This is a genomic window from Phocaeicola dorei, assembly GCF_013009555.1.
Classification (GTDB): domain Bacteria; phylum Bacteroidota; class Bacteroidia; order Bacteroidales; family Bacteroidaceae; genus Phocaeicola; species Phocaeicola dorei.
This window is the reverse complement of sequence record NZ_CP046176.1, coordinates 3,720,425-3,744,709: the sequence shown is the minus strand read 5'-3', so window position 1 is coordinate 3,744,709 and position 24,285 is coordinate 3,720,425. Positions and strand designations below refer to the sequence as shown.

Annotated in this window: 15 protein-coding genes, 1 tRNA gene and 1 pseudogene; 13 read left to right on the top strand and 4 right to left on the bottom strand. The window is 41.3% G+C overall.

The features are described from left to right. Window positions 1-109: 109 nt before the first annotated feature. Window positions 110-1,342: a restriction endonuclease subunit S gene (locus GKD17_RS15920; RefSeq protein ID WP_120173280.1), complete on the bottom strand. Its 1,233-nt coding sequence runs from the start codon at window positions 1,340-1,342 to the stop codon at window positions 110-112. Window positions 1,343-1,499: 157 nt separating this feature from the next. Here GKD17_RS15920 and GKD17_RS23795 point away from each other — a divergent pair. The 7 genes and pseudogenes from GKD17_RS23795 to GKD17_RS15890 form a co-directional block, all read left to right on the top strand. After that, window positions 1,500-1,616: pseudogene (locus GKD17_RS23795) on the top strand (sugar O-acetyltransferase); the annotation flags it as partial. Between the two features lie 1,672 nt (window positions 1,617-3,288). After that, window positions 3,289-6,120, top strand: coding sequence for a fimbrillin family protein (locus GKD17_RS15915; protein ID WP_007831994.1), 2,832 nt, complete (start codon window positions 3,289-3,291; stop codon window positions 6,118-6,120). A 112-nt stretch (window positions 6,121-6,232) separates the two neighbouring features. Further along, a complete protein-coding gene (locus tag GKD17_RS15910; RefSeq protein ID WP_007831996.1) occupies window positions 6,233-6,502 on the top strand; it encodes a PqqD family protein in 270 nt (89 codons plus the stop codon). Window positions 6,503-6,509: 7 nt separating this feature from the next. Continuing rightward, complete coding sequence (locus GKD17_RS15905) at window positions 6,510-7,625, top strand: nucleotidyltransferase domain-containing protein (protein ID WP_007831998.1); 1,116 nt, start codon at window positions 6,510-6,512, stop codon at window positions 7,623-7,625. A gap of 7 nt (window positions 7,626-7,632) precedes the next feature. Beyond that, window positions 7,633-9,285, top strand: coding sequence for an ABC transporter ATP-binding protein (locus GKD17_RS15900; protein ID WP_007831999.1), 1,653 nt, complete (start codon window positions 7,633-7,635; stop codon window positions 9,283-9,285). Continuing rightward, a complete protein-coding gene (locus GKD17_RS15895; protein ID WP_007846231.1) occupies window positions 9,269-10,183 on the top strand; it encodes a hypothetical protein in 915 nt (304 codons plus the stop codon). Before GKD17_RS15900 ends, GKD17_RS15895 begins: the two co-directional genes overlap by 17 nt. Further along, complete coding sequence (locus tag GKD17_RS15890; protein ID WP_007846233.1) at window positions 10,152-10,619, top strand: S26 family signal peptidase; 468 nt, start codon at window positions 10,152-10,154, stop codon at window positions 10,617-10,619. The genes GKD17_RS15895 and GKD17_RS15890 overlap by 32 nt, the downstream gene beginning before the upstream one ends. Before the next feature lie 27 nt (window positions 10,620-10,646). Here the strand turns inward: GKD17_RS15890 and GKD17_RS15885 are convergent, their stop codons facing one another. Next, window positions 10,647-11,807: an exo-beta-N-acetylmuramidase NamZ family protein gene (locus GKD17_RS15885; protein ID WP_007832006.1), complete on the bottom strand. Its 1,161-nt coding sequence runs from the start codon at window positions 11,805-11,807 to the stop codon at window positions 10,647-10,649. Between the two features lie 53 nt (window positions 11,808-11,860). Here GKD17_RS15885 and GKD17_RS15880 point away from each other — a divergent pair, with 53 nt between their 5' ends. After that, the gene (locus tag GKD17_RS15880; protein WP_007832008.1) at window positions 11,861-12,397 is read left to right on the top strand and encodes an HD domain-containing protein; all 537 of its coding nucleotides are present in this window, start codon (window positions 11,861-11,863) and stop codon (window positions 12,395-12,397) included. Window positions 12,398-12,487: 90 nt separating this feature from the next. Next, window positions 12,488-15,223: a putative LPS assembly protein LptD gene (locus GKD17_RS15875; RefSeq protein ID WP_007832009.1), complete on the top strand. Its 2,736-nt coding sequence runs from the start codon at window positions 12,488-12,490 to the stop codon at window positions 15,221-15,223. 88 nt (window positions 15,224-15,311) lie between these two features. On the opposite strand, the gene GKD17_RS15870 is transcribed toward GKD17_RS15875, so the two are convergent. Together GKD17_RS15870 and asnA are read right to left on the bottom strand one after the other, a co-directional pair. Next, complete coding sequence (locus tag GKD17_RS15870; protein WP_007832010.1) at window positions 15,312-15,974, bottom strand: uracil-DNA glycosylase; 663 nt, start codon at window positions 15,972-15,974, stop codon at window positions 15,312-15,314. Window positions 15,975-16,089: 115 nt separating this feature from the next. Next, a complete protein-coding gene (gene asnA, locus GKD17_RS15865; protein WP_007832012.1) occupies window positions 16,090-17,130 on the bottom strand; it encodes an aspartate--ammonia ligase in 1,041 nt (346 codons plus the stop codon). A gap of 202 nt (window positions 17,131-17,332) precedes the next feature. Between asnA and GKD17_RS15860 the strand changes: the two genes are divergently transcribed. The 4 genes from GKD17_RS15860 (at window position 17,333) to GKD17_RS15845 (ending at window position 24,285) form a co-directional block, all read left to right on the top strand. Then, window positions 17,333-17,404, top strand: a tRNA-Arg gene (locus GKD17_RS15860). Window positions 17,405-17,714: 310 nt separating this feature from the next. Beyond that, a complete protein-coding gene (locus GKD17_RS15855; protein ID WP_007832013.1) occupies window positions 17,715-20,990 on the top strand; it encodes a SusC/RagA family TonB-linked outer membrane protein in 3,276 nt (1,091 codons plus the stop codon). A gap of 19 nt (window positions 20,991-21,009) precedes the next feature. Further along, the gene (gene nanU, locus GKD17_RS15850; RefSeq protein ID WP_007832014.1) at window positions 21,010-22,512 is read left to right on the top strand and encodes a SusD family outer membrane lipoprotein NanU; all 1,503 of its coding nucleotides are present in this window, start codon (window positions 21,010-21,012) and stop codon (window positions 22,510-22,512) included. A 132-nt stretch (window positions 22,513-22,644) separates the two neighbouring features. After that, on the top strand, window positions 22,645-24,285 hold the full coding sequence (locus tag GKD17_RS15845; protein ID WP_007832015.1) for a sialidase family protein: 1,641 nt from the start codon (window positions 22,645-22,647) through the stop codon (window positions 24,283-24,285).

The following is a 24,285-nucleotide window of genomic DNA, read 5'->3' as shown; positions in this document are numbered from 1 at the left end:
TTATGAGTGTAACCAGATTGATAGGTGACACTCATAAACGATATTGGATTTCTGAATACTCAAAATAAGAGATACCTATACCACCGAAGGCAGAACAAAAACGGATTGTTTATACAGCCCGTAATATTTCATTCATCGTATCAAGCACCATATCTATTTTAGCCACAATTCGTTCTTGCTCTTTATATGGCGGTATGGGTATTAAAACATTACCAATAGATGTTTTTGTTAAACTGGGCATAGCCGTACTTTTATCTAATTTGCTAAAATCAAATGATAAGCAGAAATAATACAGATATTTATCAAGTATAGCATCATTAGCCTTCAAGCCAAAAGCTGTATCAACGTTCCAAAAATGTTCCTCTACGAATATAGGATTATTAATTGTACCTTTTCTTCCAATTATTGTAGAACCTGCGATGCAAAGATACTGATTAGCTCTACCTATAACACCGCCACTACCATAAATTGGATATATACCGTTAAGTGTTTCAACATTTTTTTGAGACTTCCCATTCGTTATACTTGTAATCTGTTTCATTTTACAAATAGCCCATCCTTCAGGCAACTGTGTATAATGCCCGTTATCACAAGGTGTGAAGTCGGGATTTATGCGCTTCAATAGTTCAATGGCTGGCTCGTCATTTAGGTCTTGCGGCACGAGTTTGCCGTGAATAGCGAGGCCAAGAATTTTACTCTTAGCTTGTTTAATTGTAGTTTGTAAGTCGACTTTTCCTTGTTCGACTTGGTCAATCAAAGCAAACCAACGCTTTGTCTCAACAATTATACGTTTTTGCTCTGCGATAGGAGCTAAAGGAATCGGTAAGCATCTGAACTTATCAAAATCAATACTATCTACTGTCGTTCCATCTTTATGATATTCTTTTAAGATAAAGTGTTCGTTAGCTTTAATAACAACATACAGATATTCAGAAAGCTCCTGTATATGGGGTGAAATAGTTTTTAAATCTTGGTTAACTGTAGCTGGCTTTTCTAATATAGAAAGAGGAAGAGTATGTCTTAATATGCCACTACGTGTTACTACAAGTAACGTACCTTTCTCATATATTGTCATTACTTCCAAGGCCTTATCTGTGATTTTCATCAGGGAGTTTGTAATATAGCTATACTTCATATCTTTAGAAGTTACCCATAGATGATTCCCATTATCCCAATATTCTTTATTATCCATTGACGGAGTTTTACCTCCACCAAAAGAAACAATATCTTCTAAATTGCACCATTCCCACCCATTTGGTAACAAATAGGGATAATGGGGCGTATCGGAAGGAAAAAAGGAGAGGAAAAATCCTCTCCTTAATCTAAACCATGTATTAGACATTTAAGTTTTTCATCGGCAATCCATAATTGTTTTGGTTGAAAATTTATATGCAGCATATTCACATTCATACTAATCAGCCTTCTTCATTCTAATGGTACAAGTTACATTTGATAAATAGAATAAGAAACAAAGCACTTATTCTTCATTTATCCGATAAATAACCATCGGAAACAATGCTGTCATTGCAGCAGGTTTGATCGTGACAAGAGAGGTTCCGGCAAATACAGTTGTGGGCGGTGTTCCTGTCAGACATATCCGTAATATCAAGGAATAAAGAAAGGAGAAAACAATAGAAAGTTATAAGCAAATATGCCCTCATGCTCTCATTATGCATATAATCAATTGATAATGAGTGTTGAATGAATGATGGTAGCATATTTTTGAAGAAACAATTTGCCCTCATGCTCTCACTGTTTAATTATACTGATTACTATATAATGTGTTTATATTCAATGTGATATAGCTGAATTCGTTTCAAAATCACTCAGGTGAGAAAAGAGTCTATTTTGCCGTTTTAGGTGAAGAAAAGTGGCATAATGCCTACAAGATCTCTTTTATATACACGAATCTTATCATATTTTGCTAGGAGAAACAACGGTAACTACTACATTTTAGGGAGTTCTTGATAGTTTATATAGAGATCATTATATGATAATCGGGCATTCATATTGCAGTTCTTTACTATTATAAATTGCTTAATCACAGTTGTGATTAGAGTTAATCACTATCGTGATTAATTTTAGTCACAAAGGTGATTAAACTTAGTCACAGTCGTGGTTAAGTAATTTCAAATAATAGAAAAAACAAATAGGAAAGTACGTTGAGTAGAACTTATCAGCATGAAAATGTAATCGGATGCTTATAAAATAGGGTACACTGTGATGAAAAAGCTTAAAATGCAATGAATGATAAACTTTTGAATTAAGACTTTGTATGTGTTTATGTTGTTGATTATAAGATAGATATACTCTTTTTGTTTGTTCTGTAGAATGAGGGCATGAGGGCAAAGATACTTTTTGAAATATGCTATTATTATTCGTTTTGTATTAATTATCAATATGTTAACTTCTTAGTGAGAGCATGAGGGCATAATTGCTTATAACTTTCTATTAATATTGGTGTTATGTTGAGTCGATTTATTGTGAAATACAGAAGTGTTTTTAATGCTTGTTGTAGCAATTATTAAAAATAATCGCTAAGAAACGTTTTTCCTATTTAAGAAATTATTATATTTGTACCGACTATTCTACTATGGCGTAGTAGAACGTTATATATTTTAAGAAGCGTTATTGAAATTATCTTCTATCATCAAACTTCGCAACTTTGATAAAGGTCTGAAGATGATAACAACAACGCTCACGTCTGTGTTATATACCTGCCATTACTGTGGCATCTATATACCTAATGGCGTGGGTGGCTGTTGTTTATCTAGACCAAGGCAATGCGAAGGCCCGATGATAAGATAAACAAGATACAGCCCTCACGCTTTTTTTATTAACCGCCGAACAGAGGAGGGGGAGTTAGGCAAAGTCTTTTGACAAGATAGACTGATCTAACATTTACAGACGTATGAAAACAACACTGCAAGCGGGAATGCGTATCCTTATTTCCCGTTATCTGTCAAGTCGAGGTTGCGGAGACAAAGTGTATGTCACCGGACCGCCAGGAATCTTCTGCCCACAGACGGCAATTATAGCATCTTTCTATAAAAAATATTCTATGGTATATAATTGGGGCGTATAATGTCTGAACAGAATCATTGAAAAATTATAATCTAAATTTATTGTACGGAAATTATGGAAACAAACAATATGGAAATGTATGAGGCTCCTAAAGTGGAGATTATCGAAGTAGAAGTGGAAAAAGGATTTGCAGTAAGTGGTGGAACAGAAGACTATGACCAACATCCTTGGTAATTGAAATAAATAATTTAAAAACATACACGTATGAAAAAGATATTGTTCACATCTTTGGCTGTTCTTGGATTAGGAATAACCGGTTGTTCCAATGAAGATTTGGGCGTGGCGAAAAGTGGCGTTGATGAAGTATGTGCCACTATGGGAGATGCTGAATCGCGTACTGCTATGAATGGCAATTCTGTCGTTTGGAGTACAGGTGACGAGATTGGCATTTTTGTAACGAATGGAAGTTCTTCTACATATACTAACACTAATTATTCATTATCCAGTGGAGCCGGGACCAAGAACGCAGGGTTCTCAGGAGTACTGGAAGGTGAGAATCCTGTAAAGAAAGCTGCTTTTTATCCTTATGGCAGCGATGCTTCTTATGATGGAAGTAAAATATCATTAACGTTGAAGGATACCTATAATTATAAGGAAGGAGAAAACAGCAGTGCTCTTATGGCTTGCCAAATAAATGAGAGCGCACAGGATGTCTTGGCATTTAAAAATGCAGGTGCTTTGATGAGCGTAACTGTCAATAATATCCCGAAGGACTATATTTGGGCGAAATTGACTTCTATGACCGCTCGAGAAAGAACTACTGCTCCAGCCATTGCAGGAAATGCACAAATAGCATTCGCCGAAGGTATCCCTACATTGACAACCACAGGAACATTAAATTCCTCTTCCATAACTATAAACTTTACTGCTGGCAATGACGTGACCAGTAAAACATTCTATTTCCCGTTGCCTGTAGCCGAGTATCCTGCCTTGGAACTTTCCATTGGTAATGGCTCTACAAGCCAGGTTTTAAAGACAAAAGCTTTAGATGCTAAACGTAACGAACGTTATACCACAACTATAACGTTGGACGAAGTATCCGGAAGTGTACCGACAACAGTTGAAAGTGTATCAGCGGTAGCCGATGCTTTAGCAACAACTAATTCGGTTTCTGTGACTGATGTGGCTCCAACTGAAGCCAGTCCTACAGTTTCAATACCGAAAAAAAATACACCGGCAGAAAATGTCAGCATATCCTTTGAAAATATTTCTACTACTGCTACTGTTGCTATAAAAGAAGCGAGCACTGGCGCTAGTGGTAATTCAGCACCTGAAAACGTGTTGGTATCTGTACCGCAATTAGATACTGCGCCTAAATTTGAGATAGAGCTGCCTTCTTCTACCGTAACTTTGGCTGCCAATGGCGAAACAGCTACTTATGATGAAGTAACGGCAACTACTGCTGCAAATACATTGGTTCTTGATAAAGGGATTACGGTTAATACATTGAAGGTAAAAGCCGGTAATGTAAGAGTGAAGAGTGGTGCCAAAGTAACAGCCATTATTCGTGAAAGCGGTAACACTTCAACTGTCATTATTTATAAAGAAGAGGGGGCTGAATTACCCAATCTGTCCGGTAATGACGCATTTGAAGTAGTTGATGCTGCCGTAGCCGACTTGCAAAATGTCGCAAAAAATGGTGGAACTTATACTCTTGCCACAGACTTGACGGGAGATTTTACTATTTCCGCAACAAAGGAAGTTATCATCAATTTGAACGGTCATAAAATTACCAACAAATCTGGTGATACATTTACCGTAAATAAGGATAGTAAACTGACAATCAACGGAAATGGTACAGTGGATAATGTAAGTCATGGGAAGACTTGTATCTATAATAACGGTACAGTAATTCTTAATGACGGAACCTATATTAGAAGTAAGGAAAACGGTCAGAATTCAGAAAGTTCAGGTGGTAACAGCTATTATAATATTCTGAATCATGGCGAGATGACGATTAATCCAAATGTGGAGATATCGCAAAACGGGCATTATTCTTCGATGATAGCCAATGGGTATTATGATTATACCAATACGAATCCGCGAAATGGATATGTAAGTGGTACCAATCATCAGAATCCTTCACTTATCATAAACGGTGGTACATTTGCCGGAGGTCTTAATACCATTAAAAATGATGATGGAGCCCAGCTTGTCATCAACGACGGTACGTTCACCAATATGTCTCAGGCAACCGTACAGAATCATCATGTGGCTGAAATCAAAGGAGGTACATTCAATACGACTGGTTCCGCTCAGTATGTGGTGGATAATGAAGGTCATAATGGTGCAGCCAATGACTTGGGACAGATGACTATCAGTGGTGGTACACTGAATGGCAAGATTTATGTGGTTGGTGCAGGTGCATCGCTGGCTGTTACCGGTGGTACTTTTTCCGATCCGTCCGCACTTTTATACTTAAGCGGTAATGCTAACGTGAAGATACGTTTGAATGGAGACGCTACTTGTAATGGCTTTAAAACGCAAAGTGGACAATCTGTAGAATTGGACTTGAACAACCATGTGCTTACACTTGCTAAACCGACCGTTGGCTCGGCTGGCACAGAAACGAACAGTTGTCAATTGTTGAAAGGTTCTACCGTTACTATGAAAAACGGAACACTGGCAAGTGATAATGATAAAATTATGATTCAGAACTACTGTAATTTGACGTTGGATGCTATGACAGTGAAGGGGCTAAATGCCTTATATGTATTGAGTAACAATTGTGGTAATATTTTGATTAGCAATACTACGATTAATGCCGGAACTGGTGCATATGCATTTGATGTTTGCGGCTATTCAACCTACACTGACGGAGTTAAAGTAACTGTTAAAGGTACTAGTATTATTAATGGTAACGTGGAATTATCAAAAAGTACCGGAAACACCGAACCTATGGAATTGAATATTGAGGGTGGTACTTTTAACGGCAATTTGGTTGTTGATTCATCGATAACAAATGCTTCCTCTATCATTAACGTGACTGGTACTCCTTCTTTTAAAGGAACCGGTTGGGATAGTTATAAAAAATAAGAGAATTATTTGCTATCATGTTATTAGTCATGGCAGAAAGTGATTTGTAATAAAAGAAGGTCGTCCTGTCTCGAAAGGTCGGGCGGCTTTCTTTTTTTAAGATTAGAAGATTATGAAACTTAATCCCCATTTCAAACTCCGCTCCATAGCCGGAGAAATAATAATTGTGAACCAAGGTGTTCCCGATACTGATTTGACCCGTATTATTTCCTTTAATTTTTCCGCTTGCTTACTTTGGAAACGACTTTCGGGAAAGGATTTCACTTTACAAGAGGCAGCCTTGGTGTTGGTGGAATCTTATCATATTCCTCAAGAGCAGGCCGAAAGAGATGTGGTGATTTGGGCAGATGCACTAAAAAAATGTTCAGCCTTACTTGATTGATATAACAATGGATATAATACTCGATAAACCGGAGCAAATGCTATTTGCCTTGCTCCGATCCGCGTTGAACAGCACAAAGCCGGTTAGTGAAATCCTTTTTACCGATATATCTCCTGCCCTTTGGCAGGCGTGTTACAAACTAGCTTGCACTCAGGGAGTGATGGCCTTGGCATGGGACGGAATACAGACCCTGCCGGCCTGTTTGCAACCCCCGAAGGCTTTGAAATTAAACTGGGCGATGGCGGTAGAGAACTATGAAAAACGCTACCGGCGGTACTGCCATACTATAGCCGAACTTTCAGCTTTTTATAAAACGCATGGCATTACCACGGTCCAGTTGAAAGGAGTGGGCCTCTCCACCTATTATCCCATTCCTTCGCACAGGGAAGGGGGAGATATAGACATCTTCACTTATTCGGCAGACCATTCCCGGAAAAGTGATGCCGAGGCCAACCGGCTGGCAGACCGGTTAATGGAAGAAAAAGGAATAGAGGTAGACCTTGAACACTCCGAAAAGCATAGTATGTTTTACTATAAAGGTATTCCGATAGAAAATCATAAAACCTTCATTAATTCGGAAACATACCATATAGCGGTGAAGATGGATAAGCTCCTTCAAGAACTGCTACGACCCGTATCGGCGGAATTGGACGGAAAATACCCCATTTTCATTCCATCTTCCACTTTTAATACTGTATTTCTCGCTTTTCATGCCGCCCAGCATTACGCACGCGGCCTGGCGCTTCATCATCTTTGCGACTGGGCTTGCCTGCTGAATAGATACGGCCTGCATATTCCTGAGGAAGTGACGGATATTCGTTTTAGAAATATGATGCTGGCAATGACTCACCTTTGTAATGATTATTTAGGAACTTCCGTTCCTGTATATGGAGGAGAAGGGTTGGCGGAGGAAATCTTGCGGGAAATCATCCGGCCACCCTATACTAAGTTTGTTCCGGCGAAGAATAAATGGAGTATTCTGGTTTATAAAACCAAACGTATGCTGCATACTCATCGTGCGTGTAACAGCGTGTTGCGCATTTCACTGTGCAAATGGGTTGGAATTTCTATTCTGTTGCATCTGCGCTCTCCCCATACCATCTTCCAAACGGAACGAAAATAGGCGGTTTATGTTGAAAAGAATCTGCCGTTTGTTGTTGCCTGATGAAAGGAAAATGGGGATAAGGGTGGTTTGTGCCGTATTTCTTTGCGCATTACTTGACTTTGCCGGACTCGCTGCCCTGTTGCCTGTCTTGTTTTTTCTGTTGGATGACGGGAGGGATAAAGATGCCGCCCTGTTATTTTGTCTGGTGGCAATAGTCTTTATTTTGGTGAAAAACGCTTTGGTAGCGGGGCTTTCACGTTTTCAAAACCATTTTCTGATGTCTCTTTACCGTCGGCTCAGCTTTTCTCTCTTTACTTCTTACTATCAACGGGGATTATTGTTTATACGCAGCAGGGGGAGTATCCGGCTGGGATATGAGGTAAATTATATTTGTTATGCTTTTTCTTTAAATCTTCTTTCCCCCTTGCTTCGCATGACAGGAGAACTGCTGCTTATTTTATGGGTGACGGCAGCTTTGTTGGTTTACGCTCCGTTGACGGTACTGATGCTGTATATTGCCTTTCTGCCTTTTATGTTGATTTACGGATGGGGGATCAGGAAACCGATGCGCCGTTATGGTGAGCAGGAGCAGCAGGCTCGTCGTGAGCAGTCCCGGCTGGTCACGGAAACGATGAAAGGGTATGCCGAATTGGAACTGAATGCGGCGTTTCCTTTTTTTCAGCAGGCATTCGCCGAGAGGATAAGGAAAATCAGTGAGAGCCGTTTGAAACTGGAAATGATACAGCACCTTCCTTTTTGCCTTTCCGAAATGGCAGTTATATCGGGACTGACCTTGCTCACCGTTTTCGGAACAGGGGATATCAAAGCGCTGGTAGGTGTCTTTGCTGTGGCGGCTTTCCGGCTGTTACCCGCTTTGCGCGGCATCTTAGGTGGTTGGACACAAGTACAGAATGCGGTCTATTCTCTGCGGATTATAGAGGAAGGGTTGGGGGATAAGGGGATAGAAGCAGTTTCTCCATCATGGGGGCAGGAAGCGTTTTCTTTTCAAAAAGAGATACGGATAGAACACCTCACCTATGCTTATCCTGAAAGTAAAGAGGTTCTAAAGGATTTTTGTTGTACTATTCGTAAAGGGGAATATGTAGGTATCTGTGGTGAGAGTGGCGTGGGTAAGTCTACCTTGTTTTATCTGCTTTTGGGATTTGTCACTCCGGATAAAGGCGCTATTCGGATAGATGGCAGGCCGCTTGTCGATGTGCCGAGGCAGGAATGGCATCGCAAGGTGGGATATGTGCAACAGGAAGTGTTTGTGCTGGATGGGACCTTGGCGGAAAATATTGCTTTGGGATGCCGGTTTATAGATAAGGAATGGGTAGCGGAGATAGTGAGGCAGGTGAGATTGGATGCTTGGGTGGATGAATTGCCGCAAGGAATGGATACTCCTTTGGGTGAAGGGGGAGGAAGGCTTTCGGGAGGTCAGAAACAACGGGTAGGCATCGCCCGTGCTTTGTATAAGAAAGCGGAGGTGCTTCTACTGGATGAGGCTACTTCTGCATTGGATAATGAGACTGAACGGGCTGTCAATGAAATGCTTCTCAGTCTGATGAAGGAGTGTAGGGGGCTGACTATTCTTACGATAGCCCATCGGGAAAGCTCATTGGCATATTGTCATCGTGTAATCAGATTAAATGGAAAAGACAATGGATCAAATTTATAAAATAGGTGGCCACTGCTTCGCATTGCCGGACGAAAGGTTGATGGAGGTGGTGGATGGTATCAGCGGTTTCAAGCCTTTTATTTGGCAACCGGATCTGGTTTTGGTAAAAGATGTATACGAGGGTGCTTGGTTGCCGGATTTTACTGTTTGGGAGGGAAACGGTTGGGATTTTCCGGCTTTTCAGAGAAAGTCCTATGGGTTCGGATATGAAGATGTAACCGGTACTTTCGGTGTGAGTGGGGATAGTTTTTTGTTGGAACTGGCTCCGCAGGGAGAACCGTCGCTTTATCTCCGGACGATGGGTGAAACTGGGAAAGGTATCTGTTTATATGGTCATTATTCTCCCCGTCTTTTAAGATTTGCCTTATGGATGGGGTATGGTCTGATGACGGTACGGAAAGATACGGTTGCCTTGCATGGCAGTTGTATTGTTTATAAGGGGAAAGCGGTTCTTTTTTTAGGTGAAAGCGGAACCGGCAAAAGTACCCATACTCGTTTGTGGAGGGAAAATATAGCAGGAAGTAAGTTGCTGAATGATGACAGTCCCATTGTGCGTTATGAAGAGGGGGGCGTGTGGGTATATGGCAGCCCGTGGAGTGGGAAGACTCCTTGTTATAAGGCGGAATGTTATCCGTTGGCCGGATGTGTACGTTTGTCACAAGCACCGTATAATAAGATACGGAGATTGAACACTTTGCAGGCTTATGCAGCTTTGCATCCGTCTGCTCCTCCTGCATTTGCATACGAGGAGGAATTATACAGTGGGGTTTGTAGTCTGTTGGAAAAGATGGTTTCATCCATTCCTGTTTATCATCTGGAGTGTTTGCCCGATGCGGAGGCGGTGAAATTAGTATGTCGTACTTTATATGGAGATGGGTATGAAGCGGATAGCGAATGAATGTTTCTTTGCGTGGGTGGAGTCGGAAATCAAAAGTGGCAGGAGTGTGAAGTTCCGGGTGAAAGGCAATTCCATGATGCCTTTACTGAGAAATGGGAAGGATGAAGTGGTGGTGGGGCCGTATGATAAGGAGGAGTTGAAACTTTTTGATGTCATTCTGTTCCGGCAGACAGACCGGTATGTATTGCATCGGATTATTCAAAAAAGAGGCAGTCGTTATTTGATGCAGGGAGATGGCGTTTGTCGTTTTTATGAGGAATGTGAGGACACGGATATCATCGGGGTGGTGAGAAGGGTATGCAGACCTTCCGGAAAGAAGATTGAAACAGATTCCGCCTGTTGGCGGTTGGAAAGCCGTTTGTGGTTGGGACTTGGTGGATGCAGAGGAATGGTGTTGCGTGTCCTGAATAGATTGGGTTGTTGGCTCCTTTTTTGACGAAAGCCGTCAGCTTGGAAGGAAATATTATTCATAAAGCAGGTATTTCTCTCTCATCTTTTTGTAGGCTTCCAGTTCATTCTGCCATCCTGCACGGATTTCTTCTTCACTGGCTCCTTTCGTGATTTGTTCCCTTACGGTACGGTTCCCTATCAACAGGTCGAACCATTGTGGGCGGGTAAAGAACTTGTCCGCTTTTCCAAGGTCTTGATAAGCTTGATAATAGGTGATGATGTATTTTAAAGAGAATCCTTTCGGGGCGGTGATATGGCGGAGATTATTGCCATAGCAGTATTGGTTTTTATACATCGGATTCTTATCAAAGCCTTCCAAGGCTTCCGGTCTGAAAGAAAAGGAGGAGATGCGGATATCCGGTGAACCGATTACTTGAAAAGGATAAAGAGTACCTCTGCCCACACTGATGGCTGTACCTTCAAACGGGCAGAGTGAAGGATATAAGGCAATTGCTTGGTCGTTGGGCAGGTTGGGAGAGGGCTTTACCGGAAGCGAATAGGGTTGTCCGTGTTTCCAACCTTCTACGGGGATAACGGTCAACGCGCATTTTTTGCCATTGGATAACCAGCCTTCACCATTGATCATTTGAGCCAACTCGCCTACAGTGCAACCGTGTAAAATAGGTATGGGATGCATGCCCACGAAACTTTTCTGATTTTTCTGTCGCACAGGACCGTCCACATAATCGCAAGGATTGGGACGGTCTGTGATGACCAGTTGTTTCCGGTTCTCGGCACAAGCTTCCATTATATACTGCATGGTGCTGATATAGGTATAGAAACGGGCGCCTACATCCTGAATGTCAAACACAATCAGGTCTATATCCTGTAGCTGTGCCGCAGCCGGCTTTTTATTTTTACCGTAAAGGGACAGGATGGGTACTCCTGTACGGGTATCTTTTCCGTTCTTGATGGTTTCTCCGGCATCGGCGTCACCCCGGAAGCCGTGTTCGGGAGCGAATACCTTTTTTATTTGTATATGCGCTGCCAGCAGGGTGTCCAACAGATGAGTTTCTCCTACCCTGGAGGTTTGGTTTACAACCAATGCTACACGCTTCCCTTTTAATATAGGTAAGAGGTGGTCCATCTGTTCGGCTCCGGTAATAACTTTTTGCGCGGTCACGGCGTTGAAAGTAAACAAGAGGCAGCATAGGAAAATGTATTTTGTTTTCATGATATGTGGTGATTATTTTGTAATATTGCACAAAAATAAGAATTTAATTGAGAATGGACGCACTTGCTATCATTAATAAATATTATCCTGAAGATAATGAACTGAAACATATCCTGCTGACGCATAGCCGTTCGGTGGCCGATAAAGCGTTATGGATTGCCGGCAAGCATCCGGAATTGAATCTGGACAAGCAATTTTTGGAAGAAGCGGCAATGCTGCACGATATCGGTATTTTTATGACAGATGCTGATGGTATTTGTTGTTTCGGATCTTATTCTTATATTTGTCATGGATATTTGGGGGCTGATCTGATGCGGAAAGAAGGATTCCCGCGCCATGCGTTGGTCTGTGAGAGACATACGGGGGCAGGTATATCTTTGCAAAGTATTATTGACCAGCAATTGCCCGTTCCTCATCGGGATATGGTTCCGGTATCACTGGAGGAACAGGTTATCTGCTTTGCCGACAAGTTTTTTTCAAAGACACATCTGGACAAGGAAAAAAGCGTGGAGAAGGCGTTAAAGAGTATTTCACGTTATGGGGAAGATGGGATAATCCGTTTTAACCATTGGTGCGAATGTTTCTTGTAAGCCTTAAAAATAAATTAAATATCCGCTAAATAGTTCATTATTGGCGGATAATGCTTAATTTTGCCCCTCAAAAGCGTAAATGATTTGTGAATGACGCCACTAAAACGACATAGATTTATAACATTCCTACTACTATTTGCATGCCTGTTGCTTTCTTTAAGTACGGGTGCTCAACGCAGAAAGCGGAATTCTGCATCCGGCAATGATTCCCTGAAAGTAGATAGTACTTTGGTAGATACGTTGTCTATTGATACGGTTGCACCTAAAAAGAAGCAGCCGTTGGATGCGCCTGTTATTTATGAAGCAAATGACTCTATCGTATTCACTGAGGGCGGATATGCCCATCTGTATGGTGACGGTAAGGTGAACTATGAGAAAATTGAATTGACCTCTGCTGTGATTACAATGAACATGGATAGCAGTACGGTGTATGCCCGTGGTGTTCCCGATTCGGTTGGCGTGGAAAAAGGTACTCCTATCTTTAAAGATGGCGAGACTCCGTACGAGTCAAAAATCATGCGTTATAACTTCAAGTCGAAGAAAGGTTTCATCAATAATATTGTAACTCAGCAAGGTGAAGGGTATGTAACCAGTGAAGAATCAAAGAAAGGTTCCAATGATGAGCTTTATCTGCGTCACGGACGATACACTACGTGTGATAATCACGAACATCCTCACTTTTATCTGAAGCTTTCTATGGCGAAAGTACGTCCCAAGAAGAATGTAGTATTTGGTCCTGCCCAGTTGGTGGTAGAGGATGTGCCGTTGCCTCTTGCTATTCCTTTTGGTTTTTTCCCGTTCAATAGCAGTTATTCGTCAGGATTCATTATGCCTACATACGGTGATGAAATGAATCGTGGTTTCTATTTACGTGATGGTGGATATTATTTTGCTATCAGTGATCGTATGGATTTGAAAGTGCTGGGTGAGATTTTTACAAAGGGCTCATGGGGACTTTCCACGCAGTCCAATTATAATAAAAGGTACAGATATAGTGGTAATTTCAATGCCAGTTATTTGGTAACGAAGACAGGTGAGAAGAATATGCCGGACTATATGGTTACAAAAGACTTCAGAATTGCATGGAGCCACAGACAGGATGCCAAGGCCAGTCCCAACAGTTCTTTTTCGGCTAATGTGAACTTTGCAACCAGTAGTTATGACCAGCGTAACCTGAGTAGTTTGTATAATCCGCAGCAATATTCAAATAATACCAAGACGTCTAGTGTGAGTTATTCGCGTAACTTTCCCGAGATAGGATTGAATTTGTCCAGTACATTCAATATTTCTCAGAATACACGGGACTCTTCTATCAGCGTGACGTTGCCGGACTTGAATATTTCATTGAACCGTATTTATCCGTTCAAGCGTAAGAAGGCGGTAGGTGATGAACGTTGGTACGAAAAAATCTCACTTCAGTATACCGGTCAGGTGACGAACTCTATTAATACCAAGGATAATCTGATTCTGAAGCAAGGATTGAATAAATGGACCAATGGTATGCAGCACAAAATTCCTATCAGTGCTACATTTACTTTATTCAAATATATCAATATCGTGCCTTCTTTTAACTATACCGAGCGTTGGTATATGCGCAAGGTAGAGCAGAGTTATGATCCGTCGGCACCTAATAATGTGCGGAGAGATACAATCAACGGTTTCAACCGTGTGTATAACTATGATTTGAGTTTGCAGGTGAATACCAAGATGTATGGTTTCTACAAACCGTGGAAGAAATTGTTTGGTGACAAGATTGAAATGATCCGTCACGTCTTTACTCCTTCGGTTAGCATGAGTTATGCGCCGGATTTCAGTACGTCTAGGTATGGATATGTGGGAACGTATACTTATACTGATACGGATGGAGAGGTACGTACTCAGACTTATAATCCATATGAAGGTTTGCCTTACTCCTTCTCACCCAGTGGTAAATCCGAGAATTTTACTTTCTCTATAGACAATAATGTGGAAATGAAAGTGAAATCCGATGCGGATACTACCGGAGTGAAGAAAATCAGCTTGATTGACCAGTTGGGGGCCAGCATTTCTTATAATGCAGCAGCTAAAGAGAAGCCGTGGGGAAACTTGAGTATGAATCTGCGTTTGAAACTGACCAAGAGCTATACTTTTAATATGAACGCCCTGTTTGCTACTTATGCTTATGAGTTTGATAAAGATGGTAAGGTAGTGGAAGGTAATCGTACAGAATGGTCATACGGACGTTTCGGTCGTTTTCAGGGGTATAGCGGTTCTTTCTCGTATACATTGAATAATGATTCGTGGAAAAAATGGTTTGGCCCGAAAGATGAAAAGGACAGTAAAGGGGATAAAGACAAGAAGAATGAAAATCTGGATGAGTACAGTGATGATGACAATGAAAACAAGGAGGAAGAAGATAATTCCGGCTTGAGAAAGACAGAGAAGGCGGCTATAGATCCGGATGGCTATATGGCTTTCAAGATGCCATGGTCATTGAGTTTGAGTTATAGTTATAGTATTCGTGAGGACAGAAGTAAGCAGATTAATATTAAGACGATGCGTTATCCTTATTCAATAACCCATTCATTGAATGTTTCCGGTAATGTGAAATTGGGTAGCCGCTGGAATGTGAATTATTCTTCAGGATATGACTTTAATACGAAAGAGATGTCAATGACAACGGTCAATATCAGCCGTGACCTGCACTGTTTCAATATGAGTTGTGGCTTGGTATTTGGTCCCTTTACTTCCTATAACTTCAGTATTCGTGCTAACTCCAGTATGCTGACCGATGCTTTGAAATGGGACCAGCGAAGCAATACGGGTAGTGCAGTGAATTGGTACTAGGAGAAACTGAGAATAAAAAATAAGAAATGGTTGCATGTTGTTATCGGCAACCATTTCTCATTTTTTTATTCTGGTCTTTAATTTATGTCTACCACTCAATCGGTGTTTGCCCGTGTGCTTGCAAGTATTCGTTGGTGCGGCTGAAGTGCTTGTTGCCAAAGAAACCATTATAGGCTGACAGGGGTGACGGATGTGCGGAAGCCAGTACCAGGTGTTTGTTGCGGTCTATGAAGGCTCCTTTTTTCTGTGCATAAGATCCCCATAAGATGAATACAATATTTTCACGTTGTTCTGCCAGTATACGGATGGCGGCATCTGTAAATTCCTCCCAGCCCCGTCGTTGATGAGAGCCTGCTTGATGGGCACGGACTGTCAGTGTGGCATTGAGTAATAATACTCCTTGATTCGCCCAGCGGGTCAGATTGCCTGAAGTGGGGATGGGAGCACCCAAATCGCTTTGTATTTCTTTGAAAATATTTTGTAGGGAAGGGGGAAAAGGTACTCCGTCATTAACGGAAAAGCAGAGTCCGTGCGCCTGGCCGGGACCATGGTAGGGGTCTTGGCCGATAATGACGACTTTCACTTTATTAAACGGGCACAGATTGAAGGCGTTGAATATAAATCTACCCGGTGGGTAAATAGTGGTAGTCTGGTATTCGCTTCTTACAAACTCTGTGAGTTTGATAAAGTAATCTTTTTCAAATTCGGGTGCCAGATGTTGTTTCCAGCTTTCTTCTATTTGTACGTTCATAGGCTTTCTTTTTATTAAAAATGTGCGTTAAAGATAGGGGTTATTTGTAAAAATGACAAATAAAAAGAGGATGACTTTTGTATCACCCTCTTCTTCGATTGCTGATAGATTATAATCAAATAAGTTGCATACCCAATTGAGCGCATTCTTTTCTCATATCTTCGGGCCATATACTGGCTTGGATTTCACCTATATGGGCTTTCTGTAAATAAAGCATACAGAGTCGTGATTGTCCTATACCACCGCCGATACATAAAGGCAGAGTTTCATCCAACAAGCGTTTGTGGAAGTACAATTCTTTACGCTTTTCCTGTCCGCTGAGTGTCAGTTGGCGGAGTAACGCTTCTTTGTCTACACGGATACCCATAGAGGAAAGCTCAACAGAACGGTCTAATATTTTATCCCAAACCAACAAGTCACCATTCAGACCGGGGAGTCCGGTTTCCGGATTAATTGTGGTGTAGTCATCATAGTCAGGTGCACGCAGATCATGTTCTTTACCGTCACTCAGTTTACATCCTATACCTATAATAAATACAGCACCATATTTTTGCGCAATAGCATGTTCGCGTTCTTTCGGAGTTTTGTCGGGATACATTTGGCAAAGCTCTTCTGAGTGGATGAAATGAATGTCATGTGGCAGGAAGGGTTTGATCTGCGGATACATTTCGCATACCATATATTCTGTGCGGCGCATGGCTGCATAAATACGGGTTACTATTTGTTTCAGGAAATCAACTGTGCGTTGTTCTTTGGTAATTACACGCTCCCAGTCCCACTGGTCTACATATAGTGAGTGGAGATTACCTAATTCCTCATCAGCCCGGATGGCGTTCATGTCGGTATAGATGCCATAACCCGGTTCTATATTGTAATCGGCCAAAGTCAGCCTTTTCCATTTTGCCAATGAATGGACAACTTCGGCCTGTGCGTCTCCCAAGTCTTTAATAGGGAAAGATACCGGCCGTTCGGTTCCGCTCAAGTCATCATTGATACCCATTCCCTTCAATACAAATAGCGGGGCGGTGACACGGCGCAGACGTAATTCTGACGACAAGTTCTGTTGAAAGAACTCTTTTATTTGCTTAATGCCTAACTCTGTTTGTTTTAAATCAAGCAAGGCTTTATAGTTAGCTGGTTTAATTAGGTAACTCATTGTAAAATAGATCTAATTGTTTTAATTGCTTGCAAATATAGAAATTATTTGTGATATTGTTATATATTTGGGTAAAAATATAATCAAATTGATTGTTTTGTTCTTAAATTAATGTGCAAAATATTATTTTGATAGATAAATATCTCAAATTATTAGGAGAAAGACAATATATTTTGTACTTTTGCACGTCCAAGTTTCAGACGCACCCGTAGTTCAATGGATAGAATACCGGATTCCGGTTCCGACGATATGAGTTCGATTCTCATCGGGTGTACAATTCAGTAACCTCTTTGCAAAGAATTGCAAGGAGGTTTTTCTTGTTATATCTTCTCCGTATGAACTTTTTTTTCTTTTTTGAGTTATTCCCTTATGTAACTTTTTAAAATATGCCTTAATATTTAGTTTATTCTAAAAAACAAACACTAATAAAGGATATAGTTCCTTTTATTCCTTGTATATACTAAATATGCGTGCATATATTCGCTGTTGATTTTAAAATTATTTTCTTTTTGAGGTGTTTTAAAACTAACGCTTAATTAAACTTTTTTATTTAAACATTAATTTATCAACCAAATCTGAGATTCATGAAGAAAGCTCTCTTTTTTATCGTATGCCTCTGTTTTGCAATAAACATGATGGCGCAAACAAAAACGATAACGGGGGTAGTGGTAGATGCCACTGGTGAACCTGTTATCGGAGCGAGTGTCCTGGAGGTGGGGACAACAAATGGTACAATAACTGATGTAGACGGTAACTTCACTATCCAAGTACCTGTGGGGGCGAAACTGGATGTAAGTTATATAGGCTACAAAACACAACAAATTGTTGTGGGAGTGCCAAACATCTACAAGGTTGTTTTAAAAGAAGATGCAGAAATGCTGGATGAGGTCGTGGTGACTGGTTATGGAATGAGTCAGAAACGTTCGTTGATGACGAACTCTATTTCGAAGTTGGACGATAAAGTGTTGCAGAATGCGGCTATGAGTAATGCGGCTCAATCCTTGCAGGGGACTGTCAGTGGGCTGCGTGTGACAAATACTTCGGGTAAACCGGGTAGTTCGCCCAATATCGTATTGCGTGGTGGTGCTTCCATAAACAAGAATCTGGAAGGTCCGTTGGTCGTGGTGGATGGCCTTGTGCGTTCTATGGATGATATCAATCCTTCGGATATTGAATCCATACAGGTGTTGAAAGATGCGGCTTCCACAGCTATTTATGGTGCCCGTGCCAATAATGGTGTGATTCTGGTGACAACCAAGAAAGGGGTGGAAGGCAGAACACAGATTACTTACAAGTTCAAAGGCGGTGTGAACTTTGCGCGTGAAGGATATAAATATCTGGATGCCGGTGACTATTTGTATTATCAACGTTTGGGATGGCAGCGTACCAATGGCGGTACAAGTATGGAGAACCAGAAAGGTTTTGGAGTTAACTCCGGAGTGGATCTGGCTTTCATGACAGAGGCCAACAAGCATTTATTGAATGAAGGATGGCAATTTATGGCGGACCCTACAGATCCTGATAAAACTTTGATTTTTAGAAATCATGCCGGTGAACTGCATGACCTGACTTTCCGTAATGCCGCGTTTACCCAAGATCATTATTTGAATCTGTCGGGAGGTAATGACAAAGGAACATTTTCTTCATCTTTGGGATACTATTCAGAAGATGGTCAGATTATTTCCACCAATTATCAGCGTGTGAACGGGACTATCAACGGTTCATACAAGTTGTTGCCCGTTTTGACAGTGAATGCCGGTGGTAGTTTTTCATGGTCTAAGATGCCCGATTTATGGACTTACGATCTGAAAAGCCCTTGGAATGGAGAAACGGGAGAGTATGAGTTGTTCTATCGTACTATGAGTATGTTTCCCACTTGGAACCCGTGGAATGAGGATGGAAGTCCTGCTGCCGGATGGAGTAATCAGGATGGTAATCCTTATTATTGGAAAGATAAGCTGACTCGTTCTACGACGAACCGTAAGACTTCGTTTAATATTGGTTTTGCTTTAGAAATTATTCCGCAGCAATTGTTTCTGAACGGAAACAGCTCTATGTATTATACCGATTATCAGTTTGAATTGTTCGAAAAGAAGTATCAGCAGATAGGTCAGGCTCCTAACACCAATCGTAATGCTTCGCAAACAAATACAAAAGTATTTCAACAACAACATGCATTGACTTTGGAATATAAAAAAGGTTTTAGCGGACATAATATCAATGCTATGCTAGGTGGCGAGTATTTTGATTATCAGTATCAGAACTTGGAGGCGCGTGTCTCCGGTGCTCCTACAGATGATATACCTACTTTGAATGCGGGTACTAATCGTACTTATACTACTTCCATCAAGACCGGTTATCGTATTCTTTCCGGTTTTGCCCGTGTTAATTATGATTATAATTATCGTTATATGGTGTCGGTGGTAGCCCGTTATGACGGTATCTCTAAACTATCTGACAATCGTTGGGGATTCTTTCCGGGTATATCCGCCGGTTGGAATGTGCATGAGGAAGCTTTCTTTAAAGATTCAAAGTTTGCGGAAGTAGTATCCTTGATTAAACCGCGTATCAGCTATGGGTTGAACGGGAATGTAAATGGTATTGGTAACTTTGATGTATATGGTAAATACGGTTCGGTGGGTGCTTATAATGGTAATCTGGGTTATTTGAATACCGGAGTGGTTAATAGTAAATTGCGTTGGGAAAAGAGTCATACGTTTGAACTGGGTCTTGATCTGGGCTTTTTCAATAATCGGGTTCACATGATTATGGACTATTATAACCGTACGACTTCCGATTTGCTGACTGATGTGAATTTGCCGGAATATACGGGATTCCCTTCGTTCAAAACGAATCTAGGTACTATCAGTAACCGTGGTTTCGAACTGGAAGCCAAGGTGAATCTGCTGACAAAGAAGGACTGGTCATGGGATGTCACCGCTAATACTTCGTTTGTGAAGAATATGGTGAAGAAGCTGCCTTTTAATGGGAATGTGAACAACCGTCAGGGGGGTGAGCAGATATGGGATCCAAAATCCAACTCATTGGTTTGGGTAGGCGGTATTCAGGAAGGAAAAAGCTTGGGTGATATCATTGCTTATAAACAAGTGCGTATCTTGCGTGACTGGGATGATGTGAGAAACCATGCCGGTGATTTTGTGGATGAAGTTGCCAACCTGTATGGGCCGAATAAAGCTGCCGAATATGCAGGAAAGCCGGGATGGAAGCCTATTGAGCCTGGAGATGTATTGTGGGATGACAAAAATGGTGATAACATTATAAACTCATACGACCGTCAGGTGGTGGGTAATATCTATCCGAAATGGACAGGTGGTTTCTCTACCACGCTGAATTATAAAAACTGGTCTTTGTATGGTCGTTTTGACTATGCGGTAGGTCATACCATTTACAATGATTTGAAAGCAAGAATCTTGGGGCAGTATAACGGGTCGTTCAATTTGATTACGGATGTCAGAAATTCGTGGTCTGAAAACAATACGGAAACTAGTATTCCTAAATTTTATTGGGCTGACCAGAATGCGAAAAAGAACATTACCCGTTCCAATAATGGTACAACGAATCTGAACAATAATAACTCTACTTTCTATGAAAAGGGGGATTATTTGTGTCTGCGTGAGGTAACCTTGAGTTATAAATTCCCGAAGAATCTTATAAATAAGGTGTTCTTGACCGATGCGTCCGTGTATGTTACGGGACAGAATTTATTCTATATTACCGGATATGATGGAACTTCTCCGGAACCGGTTATGGATATTCAGGCAAATGGTCGTGGTGGTATAGACAATGGACGTTATCCTACACCAAGAACCGTTTTGTTTGGTTTACAATTGTCATTTTAATATGTAAAAAAGAGAAAGTATGAACATAAAAAAGGTAATGTTGGCTTTTGCCGCATCGGCTATGTTGGCCGGTGGATGTACTTCGTTGGATATGGACCCGGTGAGCGATATCACTGACTTGAATTACTGGAAAACTCCGGAACAGTTTGATTCATTTGTTTTTGGACTGCATAGTCGCTTCAGAAGCCATTCGTGGAATATGTTTTTATTGGGTGAGGCAAGAAGTGATGTCTTTGGGGGAACTCCTTTTGGTGGAGAAGCCACCCAGGGGATGGAACGTTTTCCTTATAATACATTGAATGCGGAGAATCCCGGAATCAGCGGATTTGGTGATTTGTATCAGAATATTAACCAGATGAATTTGTTTATCAGCAGGACCCTCCATACGGATGTTCTGACTGAAAGTGCTAAGAACTATTATTTAGGACAGGTATATGGATTGCGTGCCTACTATATGTATCAGTTATACCGTTCATGGGGAGATGCCGTGTTTACGGAAGAGCCCAGCTTGGGTTTTGAAGTGGGTAAATTGGCAAAGGCGGCGACTCCGGCTGCCGAAATTTTTGAGCAGGTAAAAAAAGATATAGAATCTTCATTAAGTTATTTTGGGCCTGATTATACCATAAAGGAAAAAAAATCGCTGTGGTCAAAGGCTGCCACATTGATGCTGAAAGCGGATGTATATTTGTGGAGTGCCCATCGTGACGGGGGAGAAGGAGATGCCCGGACAGCAAAGAATGCGTTGGTTGACATACAGAATAATATCAGCCGTAGCAATCTGGACTTGATGGATACTTACCAGGGAGTGTTTGCTTATGATAATAAAGGTAATAAAGAGATTATCTTTACCATTCATAATGAGTTGTTTGAATATAACCTGTGGAATGGAAATAATGATTTGTTTCCGCAGGCGGATTATTTAGGGAAATTCTATAATGCGGATGGTACTTTGATAAATACGTCTGTCGAGAATAATTTCGGTATCATGCGCCTGATGGTGAAATTGGAAAACTTCAAGAAATTTCTGCCGGGAGACACTCGTCGTGACGTTACATTGAAAGATGTATATAATAAGGTGGAAAATGGCGAGTTGGAATTGGTGGGGCTGTATCCGCATAAGTATTGGGGAGTTATGAATGGAAGTACACGGGTGAGATGTGATGATTATCCTATTTATAGATATTCGGATTTGCTATTGATGCTGGCTGAGGCGAAAGTGCTTTTGGGTGAGGATCCGGCTACAGAGATAAACCGGGTGCGTCAGCGTGCGTTTGGTGATGCGTATGATGCTTCAACAGTGGGATTCCCCAATCAGGAAATTGATAAGTATCCGGCGGATGCTGTTCTGCAGGAACGTTTGTTTGAATTTATGCTGGAAGGAAAACGATGGTATGACTTGCGGCGTTTTGGCGATTCGTACGTACTTGACTATACTCCGGCGGAGTCTGCCCGTCTGCTTTGGCCTATCAACCAAGGAGCTCTTACTAATAATCCATTGTTGAAACAGACGGTTGGTTATTAAATTTTTGTCTGATAAGTATCCTTAATTGCATAAAAAGACGGTATTCTTTATGAAATTAATAAAGAAACCGTCTTTTTATTTTCTAATTTCAATAAAAACTTTTATTTTTACACCCGTAAAATTATAAATATTATGAGAAACCCTAGCTTATTACTGCTAATTGTTGTTTTTATATTAGCACCCTTCAAGTTAAGTGCGGCGGCAGATACGGTTGCTGTCCGCGAAACCCGGATTCCTGTGTTGATTGAAAGGCAGGATAATGAGTTGTTTCATTTACGTATAGAGGCTGCTCAAAGTCAGATGCTGAATGAAGTGAAGTTGGACTTCGGCAAAGACGTGAATTTAAATGAAATTGAATCTGTGAAACTTTATTATGGTGGAACTGAAAGCGTGGAGAGGAGAGGAAAGACTTATTTTGCTCCGGTAGATTATATATCTAATAATACTCCGGGAAAAACATTGGCTGCCAATACTTCTTATTCCGTTTTGAAGTCGGAAGTAAAGGCCCCGAAGCGCGAGGTTATATTGAAAGCTGACCAAAAATTGTTTCCGGGAGTGAATTATTTTTGGATTAGCCTGCAAATGAAGCCTATTGCTTCTATCTTGTCTAAAGTGTCGGCAAAAGTGGTGGAAGCTAAGATTGACGGACAGATTGCTCCTTTGAAGATAGTTCGTAAGGCGGATACCCATTATATGGGGGTAGGCGTGCGCCATGCCGGTGATGACGGGGCTGCTGCTTATCGTATTCCCGGGTTGGTCACTTCAAATAAAGGAACCTTGTTGGGGGTATATGATGTACGCTATAATAATAGTGCGGATTTACAGGAGTATGTGGAAATAGGTCTGAGCAGAAGTACGGACGGAGGGCAGACTTGGGAGAAAATGCGCATTCCGATGGCATTTGGTGAATATGATGGTCTGCCTAAAGCACAGAATGGAGTAGGTGATCCTGCCATTTTAGTTGATAAAAAGACAGGAACTATCTGGATTGTTGCTGCCTGGACACATGGTATGGGGAATGGTCGTGCGTGGTGGAATTCACAAACAGGTATGGACCGTAATCATACAGCGCAATTAATGATGGTGAAAAGTGATGATGATGGTAAAACCTGGTCGGAGCCTATGAATATAACAGAACAGGTGAAAGATCCGTCATGGTATTTCTTGCTGCAAGGTCCCGGTAGAGGTATCTCTATGGAAGATGGAACATTGGTTTTTGCCAGCCAGTATATTGGCAGTGATCGTATTCCTAATGCCGGTGTTATATACAGTAAGGATCATGGAAAGACATGGAATATCAGCACATTGGCACGCACTAATACTACTGAATCTCAGGTAGTGGAAGTGGAACCGGGAGTGCTGATGCTGAATATGCGTGATAATCGTGGCGGCAGTCGTGCCGTTTCTACAACTACAGATTTAGGTAAAACGTGGAAAGAACATGAATCTTCACGTACAGCCTTACAGGAACCGGTTTGTATGGCCAGTTTGATTAGTGTTAAAGCTAAAGAGAATGTATTAGGTAAAGACATTCTTTTGTTCTCTAATCCGAATGATACCAAGAACCGTCATAGCATTACAATCAAAGCAAGTCTGGATGGCGGGGTGACTTGGTTGCCCGAGAATCAATTGTTGTTGGATGCCGGTTGGGGTTGGGGATATAGCTGCTTAACTATGATTGACAAGGAAACAGTAGGGATTTTATATGAAAGCAGTGTGGCCCACATGACTTTCCAAGCGATAAAATTGAAAGATATTGTAAAGACCAAATAA

Coding starts and splice junctions, on each gene's coding strand:
- GKD17_RS15920 (WP_120173280.1), bottom strand. CDS start 1,342: ATGTCTAATACATGGTTTAGATTAAGGAGAGGATTTTTCCTCTCCTTT.
- GKD17_RS15915 (WP_007831994.1), top strand. CDS start 3,289: ATGAAAAAGATATTGTTCACATCTTTGGCTGTTCTTGGATTAGGAATA.
- GKD17_RS15910 (WP_007831996.1), top strand. CDS start 6,233: ATGAAACTTAATCCCCATTTCAAACTCCGCTCCATAGCCGGAGAAATA.
- GKD17_RS15905 (WP_007831998.1), top strand. CDS start 6,510: ATGGATATAATACTCGATAAACCGGAGCAAATGCTATTTGCCTTGCTC.
- GKD17_RS15900 (WP_007831999.1), top strand. CDS start 7,633: ATGTTGAAAAGAATCTGCCGTTTGTTGTTGCCTGATGAAAGGAAAATG.
- GKD17_RS15895 (WP_007846231.1), top strand. CDS start 9,269: ATGGATCAAATTTATAAAATAGGTGGCCACTGCTTCGCATTGCCGGAC.
- GKD17_RS15890 (WP_007846233.1), top strand. CDS start 10,152: ATGGAGATGGGTATGAAGCGGATAGCGAATGAATGTTTCTTTGCGTGG.
- GKD17_RS15885 (WP_007832006.1), bottom strand. CDS start 11,807: ATGAAAACAAAATACATTTTCCTATGCTGCCTCTTGTTTACTTTCAAC.
- GKD17_RS15880 (WP_007832008.1), top strand. CDS start 11,861: ATGGACGCACTTGCTATCATTAATAAATATTATCCTGAAGATAATGAA.
- GKD17_RS15875 (WP_007832009.1), top strand. CDS start 12,488: ATGACGCCACTAAAACGACATAGATTTATAACATTCCTACTACTATTT.
- GKD17_RS15870 (WP_007832010.1), bottom strand. CDS start 15,974: ATGAACGTACAAATAGAAGAAAGCTGGAAACAACATCTGGCACCCGAA.
- asnA (WP_007832012.1), bottom strand. CDS start 17,130: ATGAGTTACCTAATTAAACCAGCTAACTATAAAGCCTTGCTTGATTTA.
- GKD17_RS15855 (WP_007832013.1), top strand. CDS start 17,715: ATGAAGAAAGCTCTCTTTTTTATCGTATGCCTCTGTTTTGCAATAAAC.
- nanU (WP_007832014.1), top strand. CDS start 21,010: ATGAACATAAAAAAGGTAATGTTGGCTTTTGCCGCATCGGCTATGTTG.
- GKD17_RS15845 (WP_007832015.1), top strand. CDS start 22,645: ATGAGAAACCCTAGCTTATTACTGCTAATTGTTGTTTTTATATTAGCA.